Here is a 14,887-nt window from a genome sequence, read left to right as displayed (position 1 = left end):
GGCATCCCGCTAGATCAGCGCAGCATCCAGGCCGTCGTCGCCTCCACCACGGCACCGTCCAGGCCGGCAAAGCCGTGGTGGCCGGCGGCCTCGCACGGGTCACCGCGGTTGATGCCGCCGTCGAACCACAGCAGCTCGCTGCGCGCGGCGCCGCTCAAGGCCGACAACAGGGCCGGCGCCTTGTCCGGGGCGCAGTGCGAACAGCCGTCCTGGCGGTGGTGCACCAGCAGCACCGGCACCTTGATGCGGTCCAGCGGCATGGCCGGCACCGCCCGGCCCTGCGGATCGCTGAGGATGGTCGCGGTCAGCACCAGACCGTCCGGTCCGCGCGGTGGCGGCAGTTCGGTGCCCACATAGCCCGCCGACTGCGTGCCCCGGCTGGTGCCCGCCAGCCACACCGGGCCGGTTGACCGCGACCGCAGCCAGGCCACCAGGGCCTCCACATCGGCCAGGTGCTCCGGCTTCTGCCGCTGGCCCGACAGAAAGGGCGGCGATTGCCGGTCCGACGGCGCATCCGGCACCAGCACGTTCAGACCGGCTGCTGCCCAGCGCGCCCGTGTGCGCACCAGAAAATTCCCCCCGCCCCAGCCGATGCGGCCATCGCTGCCCAGCTGCAGGCCCCCGTGGCCGCCGGCCAGCAGCACCACCGACGCCCGGGCCTGCGGGGCTTCGAGGTACAGGGCACGCACCGTCACGCCGGGGCGCGTGGGCACATCCACCACCGTCTCGGCGGGCTGGGCCTGCGCGGTCGCGGCCAGCCCCAGCACCACGGCCGCCAGCCAGGGGCGCCATGCGGTCATTCGACGGGTGTTCATGCAGAGTCCTCCTCGGCCGGATTGTGGCGCTCCCACGCCTGAGGTTTCCCCGGTTGACAGGCCCCGGGCCTGCCGCAAAGGTGGGGGTTTTGGTCCGCCCCGGGAGACCCGCATGCACGCCAGCCAGCGCCAGCACATCGCCACCGTCATGGAAGTGGCCGCCGACGGCGCCGGTGCGCGCGCGGCCGCCCGGCACGAGCAGGTCATCCGAGAGTCGTGGCTGCGCTGCGTGCACGAGCACCGGCTCGACCCCACCCGCATGCAGGAGGCCGTCATCCTGCCGCAGGCCCGCCTGCGCGAGCACCAGGACCAGATGGAAGCCTTCCTGCACATCGCCCGCCATGGCCTGCAGACGCTCTACAGCACCGTGGCCGGCCTGGGCTATGTGGTGCTGCTGACCGACGCGCGCGGCGTCACGGTGGACTTTCTGGGCGACCTGGTGTTCGAGCCCAGCCTGCGCAAGGCCGGCCTGTACCTGGGCGCTGACTGGAGCGAGCAGCACGCCGGCACCTGCGGCGTGGGCACCTGCATCAGCACCGGACAGGCACTGACGGTGCACCTGGACGACCACTTCGACGCCACCCACATCCCGCTGACCTGCACCACCGCCCCGGTGTACGACAGCGAAGGCCGGCTGAGTGCGGTGCTCGACATCTCGCAGCTCAGCTCCAGCCAGCCCAAGGACAGCCAGCACCTGGCCCTGCAGCTGGTGAAGAACGTGGCGCACGACATCGAGAACGCCGCCTTCCTGCACCGCCACCGCCCGCACTGGGTGCTGCGCCTGTCGGGCGCGCCGCAGTTTCTGGACGTGCAGCCCGAATACCTGCTGGCCCTGGACGACAACGGCGTGGTGGTGGGCCACAACCGCCGCGCCCAGCTGGCCCTGCAGCGGGCCGACGCGCAGCCGGTGCTGGGCCAGCGCTTCGACCGGCTGTTCGACCTGGGCTTCGATCAGCTCGGCCGCTTCGTGCCCGGGCGGCCCGGCGACCAGCGCGCCGTCATGCGCAGCGGCGGGCGAGAACTGCTGTTCCTCTCGGCCACTCCACCCCCGGCCCGCGCCAGCCGCAGCGCCGAGCGGCCGGCGGCCAGCGTGCCCGCACCCCTGGCCGCCCTCAGCGGCGGTGATGCGGTGCTCGACCGCCAGATCGAACGCGTGGCCCGGCTGGTCAATTCGCCCATCAGCCTGCTCATCACCGGCGAGACCGGCTCGGGCAAGGAGTACTTTGCCAAGGCGGTGCACGCCGCCAGCGAACGCCGGGCCCGGCCTTTCGTGGCGGTGAACTGCGCCGCCATCCCCGAGAGCCTGATCGAGAGCGAGCTTTTCGGCCACCTGCCCGGCAGCTTCTCGGGCGCCGGCCCCAAGGGCAAGCGCGGCCTCATCCAGGAGGCCGACGGCGGCACCCTGTTTCTGGACGAGATCGGCGACATGCCGCTGCCCCTGCAGGCCCGGCTGCTGCGCGTGCTGTCGGAGCGCGAGGTGCTGCCGGTGGGCGCCACCCGCGCCGTGCCGGTGAACATCCGCGTCATGGCCGCCACCCATGCGCCGCTGGAGGCGCTGGTGCGCGCCGGGCGCTTCCGCGACGACCTGTACTACCGGCTCAATGGCGCGCACATCGCCCTGCCGCCGCTGCGTGAGCGCAGCGACCTGGGCGTCATGATCGACCGCCTGCTGGGCCAGCAGCCGCAACGGCGCAGCCTGGACGCCGCCGCCCGCGCCCGCCTGCTGGCCCACCCCTGGCCGGGCAACCTGCGCGAACTGCGCAACGTGCTGGACTACGCCGCCAGCGTCGGCACCGAAGGCCGCATCGGCCTGGACGACCTGCCCGAACTGCGCAGCGCCGACACGCCGGCCCGCCCTGCCACCGCAGCACCCGCCGCCACCGACCCCGACTGGCTGCAGGCCCTGCGTGAACACCACTGGAACGTGAGCGAGGTGGCGCGCCGCCTGGGCCTCTCGCGCATGACGCTCTACCGCCGCATGCAGCGCGCCGGCGTGGTGCCCCCCAACCGGGCCGGCTGACAACGCATGACCTGCACGTGACCGGCGCCTACCTGCAAGGCCTGGCCCTGGGCCTGGGGCTGATCGTGGCCATCGGCGCGCAGAACGCCTTCGTGCTGCGCCAGGGCCTCAAGCGCGAACACGTGGGCAGCGTGGTGCTGCTGTGCGCCGTGTGCGACGCGGTGCTGATCGCTGCCGGCGTGTTCGGCATGGCGCAGGCCCTGGGTGACAGGCCCGGTGTGGCGCGTGTGCTGGCGCTGCTGGGCGCGGCCTTTCTGGCCTGGTATGGCTGGCGGGCCTGGTCGCGGGTATGGCGCCCCGAAGCGCTGCAGGCCAGCGGGACCGGCCCGGCTGCTGGCCGGGGTGCGGTGCTGGCCCAGGCCGCCGCCTTCACCCTGCTCAACCCGCACGTGTACCTGGACACGGTGCTGCTGGTGGGCAGCATCGGCGCCCAGCAGCCCGCCGCGCTGCGCGGCGGGTTCGTGGCCGGGGCCTGCACCGCCAGCGCGCTGTGGTTCAGCCTGCTGGGTTTTGGCGCCCGCTGGCTGGCACCCTGGTTTGCCCACCCGCGCGCCTGGCAATGGCTGGACGCCCTCATCGGCACCACCATGTGGGTGCTGGCGGCATTGATGCTGCGTCAGGCGGTGGCGGGCCTGTAGGCGTTGCCGCGCACCGGTCCGGCGAACGCGTGTTGGTGCGGCTGGGCTGCTGACGGGCGGATGGGATGGGGCGAGACGATCATCACCAAACGGTGACGAATGAGCGACCTCATCCCCGATCCCGACGCTGCCTCCCCATCTGCCCTCCATGCGCTGCTTCTGCCTTCCCCGACCCACTGCAAAAGGCCCGTCTCCCCAGACGGAATCACCGGCGCCCTTGGCAACCAGCCACTCCCCCAGCAAGAACCCCAAAAGCAAGCCGCAGGCCGAGCTGGTGAAAGAAGCTGGCCAACCGTCCCCTCGCAGTTCCGCCCCACTCAAGCGGCAGCCTCAGTGGGCAGACGCTGACCCGCCCACGCCGCGCAGCGATGCCGTGTCATGCACGGGTCTGCTCGACCCGACCTTTCTGGACCGGCTGGCCCTGCACGTCGACCGATTCCCGCCGATGGCGGCTGAACTCACCCAGCTTCGCACCGCCACCCATCAGATGCGGACCGCCGAAAAAGCCCTGGCAGCCGCTGCCACAGGCTCCGGTCGCGACAACGAACTGGCCCAGGTGCAGGCGGCACGGCTGGCCCTGCGTACCCAGGTTCGACGCATGCAGATGGTGCTGCAGGGTCATCAAAAAGAGTTCGGCCACTACACACCGAACCTGTCGAAGGTGACCCACCACTCCAGCTGCCGGGCCGACTGGAAGCGGCTGCAACGGGTGCTCAACAGCATCGACAACGTTCAAGCAGAGGCCCTGAACCTTGACACGCCGACACCCACGCCCCGCGATGCCATGGTTGCCTCCCGCTGGGAGAAACTATGCGGGCAGCGAGAACGTGTCACCACAGCGCTGCGCAAGGTCGGCCACCACGCCTCAACGGGCAACTGGCAGGCAGCGAGCCTGGGGTTGCGCGTGGCGCGTCAAGATCTGGCGGACCTGCTGGACGTGGCGCAGCAGCTTGCGCAATCAGGCGACGCGCTGCTGCTCGACCCGCACGAATACCTCGGGCTGAACGCCATGCTGAAAGAGACCCCTGTCCGTCAAAGCGATCTGACTCGGTTCCAGCGTTACATCGACCAGCGTCTCGCATGAACGCTTCAGGCCACCGGCCGGCCCAGCCGCCGGCTGGCGCGCGAGATGGCGTAGTTCACCGCGCAGTACAGCACCGCCACCACCAGGTACACCGGCACCAGCGTGTTGTGGTTGGCCACCAGCACGCGGGCGTTCTGCAGCAGCTCGCCGTAGGTGACCACATAGCCGAAGGTGGTGTCCTTCACCACGATGACCAGCTGCGCCACCAGCGCCGGCACGATGAAGCGCAGCGCCTGCGGGAACACGATGTAGCGGAACACCTGGGCCTGCGTCATGCCCAGGCTGCGCGCCGCATCCGCCTGGCCGCGCGGCACGGCCAGCACGCCGGCGCGGTACACCTCGGCCACCACGGCGGCGGTGCTCAGGCCCACCGGCAGGGTCAGCATCCAGTAGGTGCTGAGCTTGATGCCCGCCTGCGGCAGCACCAGAAAGCACACATAGATGAGCAGCAGCGTGGGTGTGCCGCGCAGCAGCTCGATGAGGGCCACCGTGGGCCAGCGCACCACGCGTGGCTGCGCCAGGCGGCCCAGCAGCAGCACCAGGCCCAGACTCAGCGCAATGACCGCCGCCATGGCGGCCGACGCCAGCGTGCCCAGCAGACCCTGGGCCAGAAACGCCCAGGTGCTGCCCTGGGCGAACAGGCGCCACAGGCGCGCGTCCAGCTGCCCGGCCTGCTGGAACTGCACCACCACCACGGCCGCCAGCGCGGCCAGGGCCAGGGCGGCCAGCGCGCTCAGCACACGCGCCGTGGTGCGCGCCTGCGGGCCGGGCGCGCCGAACAGAACGTCTTCCAGCGGGCGGTTCATCGCAGGATCCGCAGGCGTCTGTCCAGCGTGGCGCCCACCCAGGCCACCAGCAGACCGCTGACCACATACAGCGCAGCGGCCACACCGAAGGCCGCCATGCCGGCCGCCGAGTCGGTGGCGATCTTGGACACCAGCGCGGTGAGTTCACGCCCCGGCATGGGCACCTGCGAGGCCAGCGAGGTGGACAGCATGAGTGCGATCAGCAGCGAGGTGAGCGGCTGCACCACCGAGCGCAGCGCCTGCGGCAGCACCACCGCCAGCACCACCTGCGCCGGCCGCATGCCCAGGCTGAGCGCGGCCTGCGCCTGCCCGCCCGGCACCGTGTTGATGCCGGTGCGCACATAGTCCGCCGTGAAGGCGGATGCCACCAGCATCAGCGTGAGCACCACGCTGGGCTCGTAGTCGATGAGCACGTTCAGGTCGGGCAGCGCGAACACGATGAACACCAGCAGCGCCACGCTGGGGATGTTGCGGAACACCTCCACATACAGCGTGAGGGCCGCGCGCAGCGGCGGCAGCGGCAACAGCCGCAGCAGCGCCACCCCCGTGCCCAGCAGCACGCCGGGCACGAAGGCCATGAAGGTGAGCTTCCAGGTCAGGCCCAGCGCCTGCACAAACGCAGGGCCGTGCCCGGCCAGCAGCTGCGCCAGTTCGTTCACGGGTCAGCGGTCAGGGAATGGCGGGCGGCGTGGGCACGGCCGTGCTGCCGGTGCGCTGGCCGATGGTCAGCGTCCACAGCCTGGCCCAGGTGCCGTCGGCCTGGATCTTCTTGAGGAAGCCATTCACGAAGGCCACCCCGTCCGACCCCTTGGGCAGGCCGATGCCGTAGGCGTCCTGTGCGCCAAAGGGCGCGCCGGCCAGCCGGGCCTCCGAACCACCCAGGCTCAGCGTGTTGAGCAGCAGCGTGTGGTCGGTGACGTAAGCCTCCACCCGGCCCTGGCGCAGGGCATTGAGCGATTCCTGGTGGGTCTGGAATTCCTGCACCACCGCCTTGGGCGCGAACTGCGCCAGGATGGCCGGGCCGGTGGAGCCGGCCTGCGTGGCCACCCGCTTGCCCGCCAGATCGGTGTGCGACTGGATGGCGGTGTTGCTGGCCTTCACCAGCACGCCCGCCTGCGAACTGAAGTAAGGCCCCGCAAACGACACCTTCTCGGCCCGCGCCGGGGTGATGGAGTAGGTGGCCAGCACCACGTCCACCTGGTTGTTGATGAGCACCTGCTCGCGGGTGGACGAGGTCACCTGCGTGAACTGCACCTTGCCCGCATCGCCCAGGATGTAGCGGGCCAGCATCTGCGCCAGCCCGGCATCGAAGCCGCGCAGCCGGCCGTCCTTCTCGTTGAGCAGCGAGAACAGGTTGGAGGTCTGCGTGCCCCCCAGCCGCACAGTGCCCGCCTGCTTGATCTTGCTGGCCCAGGGGCTGGCGGCGATGGTGGCCGCGTCCGCCACCGGGCCCTGGGCCACCAGGGCGTCGAAGGCGGGGGCGTTGAGGGGTGTGCCCTGGGCAAAGGCCGGAGCAGAGGCCAGCAGGGTGAATGCGAGGGCGGCGGTTTTCAGGAGGGAGGGGATCGGCATGCGGTTCTCTCGGACTGGCTGCGGGGGAGGTCGATATATAGCAGCTACCGGAAGAACGGCCGGAAGGTACGGTTGCGGCGCAGCTTCAGCGGTACGCGACTTGAAGGTCGACAAGGGGTTCTGGGCAAACACGCTTGCAGCTCCAAACCAGACTAACGGTTATGAATTTGTGAGATTTTGGTTATGACTTGGTGACAAAGGCAGCGCACTCCTTCATCACCAAGGCCCATCTTCATGAGACCTCACCTCTTCCACAAAGCATCGCGCCCGCAGAACGTCGGCAGCAACGATAAGACCCCGCCCAAGCCGGAAAAGTCTGGCAACACCAGCTCCAGCAAGGCCGAAAAGCCTCTGGCAAGAAGCTCAGCCCGAGGCTTCCGAAAGCTCACGCGTCAGACGGCCGGGCGGCCAGTTCATGTAGAAACGCCCCACCTCAAGACGAGCAAAGGGCTCGATCCGATGACGCAGCTCAAAAACCTGAGCTGGCTGGCGATCTTGTCCAAGCAAAGCATGGTCGATATCACGTCTCTGGCCGGTGAACTCAGTCGATCCGGAAGCGACAACGACGCAATCTACGCGAATCGGCTCCGCCAGCTGACACAGCTGGCCCAGCGCCTGCAGGAGACGATGGACAAGATGGCCAATCTCAAACGCATTGACGCCGATGGGGTGAAGAAACTGGCCGTCACGGCAGGCGCGTTGCGGGCGATCTTTCAAAGATTGAAAGGTTGCCCGTTCGAAGAATACGGCGCCAAGTCCGTTGCATCGCGCATCGAAGGCCTGCGCCAACAGGCAGACATCGCACTGAAGGAACTGCCCGCATCTGCACGGCCCAACGCGAGTGATATCGACGCAGAGATCAGCGCCCTCAGCACCAACGACAGGACTGGGTTCAAGACCAGCCATGCAGCGACAACGGGACCTTTGTGGTCATATTTCGGGCTTGATGCACTTTCAAGGTTGCCCAGCTATCTCTCCATGCCAGAGCTCCGGGAACTGCGCAGGCTGCCGGTCAAGGACTTGGGCAACATCATCGACCGTTACAACAAAACCGCCGATTCAGACCCGTCGAAGGTGGATTTGGCCGTCAAGGTCCTTGTCGGGCTCGAATCGATCAAAGTTGCGCTGGATGCATTTCTCGACCGAGCTGCTGGCGACAAATACCTCCAGAAGAACCATCCAGAGGAGCTGACGGTCCTCAAGATGGCGTCCAATGCACATGGCAACAGGATGGAGCAATTTCAGAAAGCGTTGATCGGCCAACAGCAGCTGGACCACGACGGGCAGTCCTGACCCTCGCGGGCAACCACCGCCCTCCCTCGACGAAACGGGACTGCTGCATGAAGACGCCACGCGCGGGGCAGGCTTCGATCGCTGACAGCGCCGCTCAAGCCTTCGGATCAGCCCCGTAGCTGTTGCTGCCGGTGTTGCCGGCGCGGACCATCCACACCAGCAGCACCAGCGGGCCGATCAAGGGCACAAAGTTCAGCAACTGCCACCAGCCCGACTTGTCCCGGTCGTGCAGGCGGCGGGTGGTGACCGCCAGGTAGGGCAGCAAGGTGCCCAGGATGAACAGGCCGGTCAGCAGGCCCATGCCGGCATCGGCCGACCAGAAGCCCAAGGCCCGGTCAACCACGGTGAGCGCCACCAGCGCCACCAGATAGAACAGCACGAACCACCAGTACTCAGCCCGCCGGGCGCGGCCCGAGAAGGTGGCGTACTGCTTCAACACGTGAATGAACCACTGCATGAAATCTCCCTGAGGTTGTTGTGATGCGGCGCTCATGATGCCGCAGCCTCAGCGGGGCGCTGTGGCATGGGCGCGTCAGCCGCCTACCACCCCCTGCGCCCGCAACCGCCGCAACCGGCACGGCGGCTCGGGCACATCCACCCCGGCATCGCGCGCCTGCTGCACCACCAGCGCGGCGGTGTTGTCGGCCACCAGCGCCATGGCCTGCAGGGCGTGGTCCAGCAGCTCGGGGTTGCGCAGAAAGTCGGGCGACTCGCGCGCCTGCCGCAGCACGGTGCACAAGGCCGACAGGCCATCCAGACCCTCCAGCGACAACGCAGCCAGGCTGGCCAGCGCGGCCGCGTGCGGAACGGGCGGGGGAACGGGGGTGGACATGGGAACAACTCCTCGTGGAAGCTGACAGAACCCACCCCGCGTGCGGGTAGCAAAGAGGGTGGACGGGATGTGAAAACACGCCGATGAGCCGTGCCCCGAGCGTTACCGCTTCGGGCATCCCGTCCGCAAAACGCGGCTTGCACGTGCGCGCAAGCCAGTCGCTGCCCGGGAGGGCAGCGAGCTAGTTGTTTGGACGAAAAGGGCACCCGCTTGCGCGGGTGCCAAGACAGACATCGGTGGCGTTTTCAGCGCCTGGCTTTTTCAGAGCCGGGTGGATTGTCAGGGCAGTCTGAGAGCGCTGGCTAGCCGAGTGTCGGGTGAAAGCTCATTCAAGACCGAAACCAAGGGAACGGGCAACTTTGGATATCCGCTTCAGGCTGTTTGCTGACGTTCGTTGCTTGGCATCGCACTGACGCATTGCTGCTCAAGGCGGTCGATGGTTGACGCGCTCCAGGTTGTCTGTTCGCGCGGATGGCCATTCAGGACTCAGACCAAACGACCGCTGTATGTGCTTGGTTGGCCAGCTCGAGCATGTTGACCAGCGGCACCAACCGCTGCGAGAGGCGGACGTCCGGGTCGACCTCGTTCACCTGATCGAGCTGCTCCAGCGCCGATCGCTCATCCCTGGAACGCAAGGCATGGTCTTCTCGCCTCGCCTGCTGCAGGATGTCGATGGCCATGGGAAGCTGATCCGGGCTGATCACGCCCTGGGGCGTGAGTTCTTTGCCGATCAGCCGCAGAGCGCCCTGCGCATCGGCACCCAGCATGACGAGATCGGCGGTGGCCTGTGATTGGAATCGGTACAGCATGGGTGGCTTTCGGTTGACGTCAGGGGCGTTCGGGTCGGCACGGGGTGCCGGGTACCACCGAGGGTGGCGCCACCGGACACCGTACGCCAACCGGCCGCTCAGTACAAGCCTGAAAGTCAGACAGGCATGCGATGCCGGCCTCCCATGCAGCGGGCGACCGATCCATGCCAGGGCAGGGCTGTGCGCGGGCCCCGGTCGCCTCATAATCGACCATGCCCTTGCCCCTCCACCGTGATCCGGCCCCACCCGCGCCGGCCTCGGTGCGGGTGGTGGGGCTGGGAGCCTCCGCGGGCGGCCTGGCGCCGCTGGAGGCGTTCCTGGCGGCGGTGCCGCCCGACAGCGGACTGGCCTTCGTGGTGGTGCAGCACATGGACCCCACCCGCAAGGCGCTGTTGACCGAACTGCTGCGCCGCTGCACCGCCATGCCGGTCACGGAAGCCACCGACGGGCTGCGGCTGCAGCCCGATCAGGTGTTCGTGATTCCCCCGGGGCAAGACCTCACGGTGACTGGCGGTCACCTGCGCCTGAATCCACCCACCCAGCCGCGCGGCCTGCGCCTGCCCATCGACCACCTGTTTGCATCTCTGGCGGCCGACGGCGGCGCGCGGTCCATTGGCGTGGTGCTCTCGGGCATGGGCTCGGACGGCACCCTCGGGTTGCAGGCCATCCATGAGGCCGGTGGCCTGACGCTGGTGCAGTCGCCCGAGACCGCACGGTACCCGGCGATGCCGCAGAACGCGCTGGCCCATGCCGGCGTGGACATCGTGGCCGCTGCTGGCGAGCTGCTGGCGCGCTTGCTGGCGGCCCTCGGCGAGCCGGCAGGAACCGGCAGCGCCGCGCCGCCCGACCCCGCTGCCAGCCTGGACGCCATCCTGCAGCGGCTGCGCGAACACACCCGGCACGACCTCTCGGACTACAAGCCCAGCACGCTTCGGCGCCGTATCGACCGGCGGCTGGCCGTGCATGGGCTGAGCAGCCTGGCCGCCTACGCCGATCTGGTACGCCGCAATCCGTCGGAGCTCGATCTGCTGTTCCAGGAGGTGCTGATCGGCGTGACCCAGTTCTTTCGCGATCCGGAGGTGTGGGACGAACTGCGCGACCAGGTCATGCCCGCGCTGCTGGACCGCGTACCGCCCGGCCAGTTGCTGCGGGCCTGGGTGGCCGGCTGCTCCACTGGCGAGGAGGCCTACACACTGGCGATGGTGCACGCCGAGGCGGCCGACGCGTTCACGCAGCGCACCGGTCGGCCTGCGCCGCTCCTGCAGGTCTTTGCCAGCGATCTCAGCCCGACCGCGATCACGGTGGCCCGGCGCGGGCAGTACGGTCCTCGCGTGGCCGAGGAGGTGGGGCCGCAGCGGCTGCAGCGGTTCTTTCGTCCCGCGGGAGACGGTTACCGGGTGGCCCCGTCACTGCGCGATCGTGTGCTGTTCGCCCGCCACGACGTGATCCTGGATCCCCCCTTCACCCGCCTGGATCTGCTGTCGTGCCGCAACCTGCTGATCTACTTCAATGCCGCCCTGCAGCGCCGGCTGCTGCCCCTGTTCGGGTACAGCCTGCGCCCCGGTGGTGTGCTGCTGCTGGGCAGTTCCGAGACGGTGGGGCCGGCACAGAACCTGTTCACCCCGATCAATCCGCGCTCGCGCCTGTACTGGCGCAGCAGCCATACTCAGTCGGCCGGCGCGGTGGACTTCCCAGTCAGTCCGCGGCCTGCCGATCCCACCCACACCGAGGACTTGCCCTTGTCAGCATCATCTCCGTCGTCGACCAGCCTGCAGACCCTGGCCGAGCAGGCACTGCTCCAGGCTTTCGCGCCCGCTGCGGTGCTCGTCAATGAACAAGGGGATGTGCTCTATGTGCATGGCAGCGTGGGCGCGTACCTGGAGCCGGCGGCCGGCAAGGCCAACTGGAACATCCATGTCATGGCCCGACCCGGCATCCGCACGCCGGTGGCGGTGGCGCTGCGCCAGGCCCGTGTCGAGAGCCGGGCGGTTCAGCTGCCCGACCTGCCGCTGGACCCGGGCGGCGCCGACACCGCTGTGGGCGTGACGGTGGCACCGGCACCGCAGGCCGGTCTGTTCATCGTCGCGTTCCGGCCGGCCCTGCCCCTGTCGCCCGACCGGCCGGTCGCCGCCGGCCGCGATGCCACCGACGAGGCCCTGCGGGCTGAGCTGCTGTGCTGCAAGGACGAGATGGCGGCGCTGCGGCGCGAGATGCTGGCTTCGGCCGAGGAACTGCAGGCCGCCAACGAGGCCCTGCAATCCACCAACGAAGAGCTGCAGTCGGCCAACGAGGAGCTAACCACCTCGAAGGAAGAGTCGCAGTCCATGAACGAGGAACTGCAGACCCTCAATCAGGAACTGCAGACCAAGCTGGATGATCTGGCGCTGGCCCACAGCGACATGCAGAACCTGCTCAACAGCACCGACATCGCCACCCTGTTCCTGGACAACGACCTGCAGGTGCGCCGCTTCACCGAGCCGGTCACCCGCCTGATCCATCTGCGCGAGAGCGACATCGGACGCCCTCTGAGCGATCTGGCGACCACCCTGAACTATCCCGAACTCGACGCCGACGCGCGCCAGACCCTGCGCACATTGACCTTCACCGAAAAGGAAATCACCACCAGCGACGGGCATTGGTATATGGTGAGAATCAAGCCGTACCGGACCCTGGCCGATTTGATCCAGGGCGTGGTGATCACGTTCATCGACATCACCGCGGCCAAGGAGCTCGAATCGCGCTTGCGCCAGGGCTGACACCGGCAGGACTCAACAGGAGGTCTGCGCATGCATCCCAACGACATCGCCTACAACTTGCCAGGACTGCGCAGGCGTGCGCAGGTACTGCTGGATGAGGGCCGTGTGCCCGAAGCTGGCCGCTACGACGCATCGGACGCCTTGCGCGTGCTGTGCCGACTGGCGCTGGACCAGGGCACTGCACCCGAGGCCCTGGCGCTGCTGCACGAGCTGCAGGTGCACCAGGTGGAGCTGGACCTGCAGCACGAGGAGATGGTGAGGACTCAGCGGGCGCTGGAGGAGGAGCTGCGGCAGCAGGTCATCCTGTTCGACAAGGCCCCGGTGGGCTGCCTGCTGCTCGACGACGCAGGCGTGGTGCGTGGCTTCAACCACGCCGCACCAGGCCTGCTGGGCCTGCCGCCCGGATCCCTGGAGGATGTGCTGCTGGTCGGCCTGCTGACCGAGGCCGGGCGCGAGCAGCTGCACCGGTTGCTGGTGCTGGCCACTGCGGGCGCACCGCCCCGAACCCGCACGCTGCAGTTCAAGCCTCAGTCCGGCATGGCCGGGCTGCTGTTCGCCACGGCCGAACGCAACGCCACCGGCGATGGTTTTCTGGTGGCGCTGATGGCCCCGCCGGTCGACTGAGGCGTCAGCCTCAGAGGTTGCCGCGGATCACCCGCAGCAGTACCACCACGATGGCCACCATCAGCAGCAGATGGATCATGCCGCCCATGGTGGTGGAGGTGACCAGGCCGAGCAGCCAGAGCACCACCAGAACGAGTGCAAACGTGTAGAGCATGTGAGGTTCCTTCAGGGGGTCCATGTCACTGCGATTCGGTGCTTCAGCGGCTGCGCCACCAAAGGGCCGCCACCAGGGCGGTGATCAGGACGGCACCGACCACACCCGCCGATGGCCAGCGCCTGCGGCTGGTCGCCACGGCAGGCGGTGCAGCCCGGTGCCGCTGCCAGGCCAGCCACAAGGCCGAGACCGCTGACAGCCAGGGTTGCCAGGGTGCAGACCCTAGGCCTTGGAACAGGCTGCCCAGCGCGCCCGGTGCGCCACCCGATCGGCTGCGGGTGTCCTGGTCCAGCGTGCGCAGCCACTGCACGCGGCTGTGCTGCAGCCGTTCAAGGGCAGTGGGCCACGGACTCATGGGCGCTGTCCCGCGTGGCGCAGCCATTCGGCATCCAGGGTCAGCTGACGGCCCAGTTCGGTCAGTGTGTTGCCCGGCGCGGTCCGCCCCTGTGCGAGCCAGAGCAGACCGGCACCCAGCAGCGGTACCGCCGGCACCAGCAGCCAGACCCAGGTCTGTGTCGACCAGAGCATCACCGCCACGCCGGCGAGCACGCCACCCACCGCCAGCAGGGCCAGCGCGGTGACCTGGCACAGCAGCTGGCGCCTGAGGCGCTGCCCGTCCTGCGAAAGCCCGGCGGCCAGCAGGGCGGCGTAGGCCGATCCGTGTTCGGCCAGCAGCTCCGGGTGCCGCAGTGCCAGTTGCAGGGCCGGGTGGATCAACGTCCGGCTCCGGGGTGACGGCTGAACAGCGCGGCCAGACCGACCAGTGCCGCGCCGGCGGCCGCGGCCATCAGCACCGAGGCCACCGGATGCGCCTGCACATAGTGGGTGGTGGCATCGCGCGCCTGCAGCGAGCGGTTGCGCACCGAGTTCCAGCCCTGCTGGGCCATGTCTTCGGTGCCGTCGACCAGGTGGCGCAGCGCGCTGCTGCCTTGTGCACGCGCATCGTCGGCCGCCTGTGCCAGTTGCTCGGCACCGTTGTGCAGGGCGCGCCGGCCCAGCTGCAGCGACTGGTCGGCGAGCTGGCTGCCCGAACGGGTCAGGTTGGCGAGGTCTTCGCCGGGGGTGGGTTGGCTGGGGTTCATGGTGGGTCCTGGTTCAGTGGGTGGGAGGTGGGGGGGAGCTGCCGCGATCACTTCAGCCGCATGTCGTTGCGCACCGAGCGCACGCCGGCCACGCCCTGGGCCACGCGCAGGGCCATGTTGATGTCGGTCTGCGAGCCGACAAAGCCGCTGAGCTGCACCACACCCTTGAAGGTCTCGACATTGATCTCGGCGGACTTCAGGGAGGGCTCGTTGAAGATGGCGGCCTTCACCTTGGTGGTGATGGCGGTGTCGTCCATGTACTGGCCGGTGCTCTCTTGCGTGGGCGTGGACTGGCAGGCGCTCAGGCCGGTCAGCGCGGCCAGGGCCAGCACCAGGGCGGCGGGCAGGTGTCGGTGTTTCATCGGGTTCTTTCGGAAGGTAGGGCGGGCTGCCAGGGGCCGC

General features: G+C 68.8%; 18 protein-coding genes. 6 read left to right on the top strand and 12 right to left on the bottom strand.

What is annotated here, in order from left to right; genetic code table 11:
- Positions 1-14: 14 nt before the first annotated feature.
- Complete coding sequence (locus CAP38_RS07185; RefSeq protein WP_256924337.1) at positions 15-815, bottom strand: S9 family peptidase; 801 nt, start codon at positions 813-815, stop codon at positions 15-17.
- Between the two features lie 112 nt (positions 816-927).
- Between CAP38_RS07185 and CAP38_RS07180 the strand changes: the two genes are divergently transcribed.
- From CAP38_RS07180 to CAP38_RS15160, 3 genes are all read left to right on the top strand, one after another.
- Positions 928-2,835: a sigma-54-dependent Fis family transcriptional regulator gene (locus CAP38_RS07180; RefSeq protein WP_086120441.1), complete on the top strand. Its 1,908-nt coding sequence runs from the start codon at positions 928-930 to the stop codon at positions 2,833-2,835.
- A gap of 17 nt (positions 2,836-2,852) precedes the next feature.
- Positions 2,853-3,473, top strand: coding sequence for a LysE/ArgO family amino acid transporter (locus tag CAP38_RS07175; protein WP_256924336.1), 621 nt, complete (start codon positions 2,853-2,855; stop codon positions 3,471-3,473).
- Positions 3,474-3,690: 217 nt separating this feature from the next.
- A complete protein-coding gene (locus CAP38_RS15160; RefSeq protein WP_143435768.1) occupies positions 3,691-4,557 on the top strand; it encodes a hypothetical protein in 867 nt (288 codons plus the stop codon).
- Between the two features lie 5 nt (positions 4,558-4,562).
- Here the strand turns inward: CAP38_RS15160 and CAP38_RS07160 are convergent, their stop codons facing one another.
- From CAP38_RS07160 to CAP38_RS07150, 3 genes are read right to left on the bottom strand one after another with little or no spacing between them, the layout of a single operon-like run.
- Positions 4,563-5,363, bottom strand: a complete 801-nt coding sequence (locus tag CAP38_RS07160) for an amino acid ABC transporter permease (RefSeq protein WP_086120433.1) — start codon at positions 5,361-5,363, stop codon at positions 4,563-4,565.
- Positions 5,360-6,022 (bottom strand): amino acid ABC transporter permease, encoded by a 663-nt coding sequence (locus tag CAP38_RS07155; protein ID WP_086120430.1) that lies wholly within the window; start codon positions 6,020-6,022, stop codon positions 5,360-5,362. The genes CAP38_RS07160 and CAP38_RS07155 overlap by 4 nt, the downstream gene beginning before the upstream one ends.
- A 10-nt stretch (positions 6,023-6,032) precedes the next feature.
- Entirely contained in the window at positions 6,033-6,935 is a 903-nt protein-coding gene (locus CAP38_RS07150; RefSeq protein ID WP_086120428.1) for a glutamate ABC transporter substrate-binding protein, read from the bottom strand.
- A gap of 234 nt (positions 6,936-7,169) precedes the next feature.
- Here CAP38_RS07150 and CAP38_RS07145 point away from each other — a divergent pair, with 234 nt between their 5' ends.
- The gene (locus tag CAP38_RS07145) at positions 7,170-8,228 is read left to right on the top strand and encodes a hypothetical protein (protein ID WP_143435767.1); all 1,059 of its coding nucleotides are present in this window, start codon (positions 7,170-7,172) and stop codon (positions 8,226-8,228) included.
- Between the two features lie 94 nt (positions 8,229-8,322).
- On the opposite strand, the gene CAP38_RS07140 is transcribed toward CAP38_RS07145, so the two are convergent.
- From CAP38_RS07140 to CAP38_RS15330, 3 genes are all read right to left on the bottom strand, one after another.
- Positions 8,323-8,685, bottom strand: a complete 363-nt coding sequence (locus CAP38_RS07140; RefSeq protein ID WP_086120424.1) for a DUF805 domain-containing protein — start codon at positions 8,683-8,685, stop codon at positions 8,323-8,325.
- Between the two features lie 75 nt (positions 8,686-8,760).
- On the bottom strand, positions 8,761-9,060 hold the full coding sequence (locus CAP38_RS07135; RefSeq protein ID WP_086120421.1) for a hypothetical protein: 300 nt from the start codon (positions 9,058-9,060) through the stop codon (positions 8,761-8,763).
- A gap of 479 nt (positions 9,061-9,539) precedes the next feature.
- A complete protein-coding gene (locus CAP38_RS15330; RefSeq protein ID WP_179188481.1) occupies positions 9,540-9,869 on the bottom strand; it encodes a DUF1840 domain-containing protein in 330 nt (109 codons plus the stop codon).
- A 212-nt stretch (positions 9,870-10,081) separates the two neighbouring features.
- Here CAP38_RS15330 and CAP38_RS07125 point away from each other — a divergent pair, with 212 nt between their 5' ends.
- Both CAP38_RS07125 and CAP38_RS07120 read left to right on the top strand, forming a co-directional pair.
- The gene (locus tag CAP38_RS07125; protein ID WP_086120417.1) at positions 10,082-12,625 is read left to right on the top strand and encodes a chemotaxis protein CheB; all 2,544 of its coding nucleotides are present in this window, start codon (positions 10,082-10,084) and stop codon (positions 12,623-12,625) included.
- 30 nt (positions 12,626-12,655) lie between these two features.
- Positions 12,656-13,249 carry a PAS domain-containing protein gene (locus CAP38_RS07120; RefSeq protein WP_086120415.1) on the top strand — a complete coding sequence of 198 codons (594 nt, stop codon included), beginning with the start codon at positions 12,656-12,658 and terminating at the stop codon, positions 13,247-13,249.
- A gap of 10 nt (positions 13,250-13,259) precedes the next feature.
- Here CAP38_RS07120 and CAP38_RS15155 read toward each other — a convergent pair whose 3' ends face one another.
- From CAP38_RS15155 to CAP38_RS07105, 5 genes are read right to left on the bottom strand one after another with little or no spacing between them, the layout of a single operon-like run.
- Positions 13,260-13,403, bottom strand: coding sequence for a lmo0937 family membrane protein (locus CAP38_RS15155; protein ID WP_143435766.1), 144 nt, complete (start codon positions 13,401-13,403; stop codon positions 13,260-13,262).
- A 43-nt stretch (positions 13,404-13,446) separates the two neighbouring features.
- The gene (locus CAP38_RS15150) at positions 13,447-13,758 is read right to left on the bottom strand and encodes a hypothetical protein (protein WP_143435765.1); all 312 of its coding nucleotides are present in this window, start codon (positions 13,756-13,758) and stop codon (positions 13,447-13,449) included.
- Positions 13,755-14,120, bottom strand: coding sequence for a hypothetical protein (locus tag CAP38_RS07115; RefSeq protein ID WP_086120413.1), 366 nt, complete (start codon positions 14,118-14,120; stop codon positions 13,755-13,757). The genes CAP38_RS15150 and CAP38_RS07115 overlap by 4 nt, the downstream gene beginning before the upstream one ends.
- Positions 14,117-14,485: a hypothetical protein gene (locus tag CAP38_RS07110; protein ID WP_086120411.1), complete on the bottom strand. Its 369-nt coding sequence runs from the start codon at positions 14,483-14,485 to the stop codon at positions 14,117-14,119. Before CAP38_RS07110 ends, CAP38_RS07115 begins: the two co-directional genes overlap by 4 nt.
- A gap of 47 nt (positions 14,486-14,532) precedes the next feature.
- On the bottom strand, positions 14,533-14,847 hold the full coding sequence (locus CAP38_RS07105; protein ID WP_086120409.1) for a BON domain-containing protein: 315 nt from the start codon (positions 14,845-14,847) through the stop codon (positions 14,533-14,535).
- Between the last annotated feature and the right edge of the window lie 40 nt (positions 14,848-14,887).

The organism is Hydrogenophaga sp. IBVHS2, assembly GCF_002127215.1.
Classification (GTDB): domain Bacteria; phylum Pseudomonadota; class Gammaproteobacteria; order Burkholderiales; family Burkholderiaceae_C; genus Hydrogenophaga.
The sequence above is the reverse complement of the archived record's forward strand: the minus strand, read 5'-3'. Positions and strand labels throughout refer to the sequence as shown.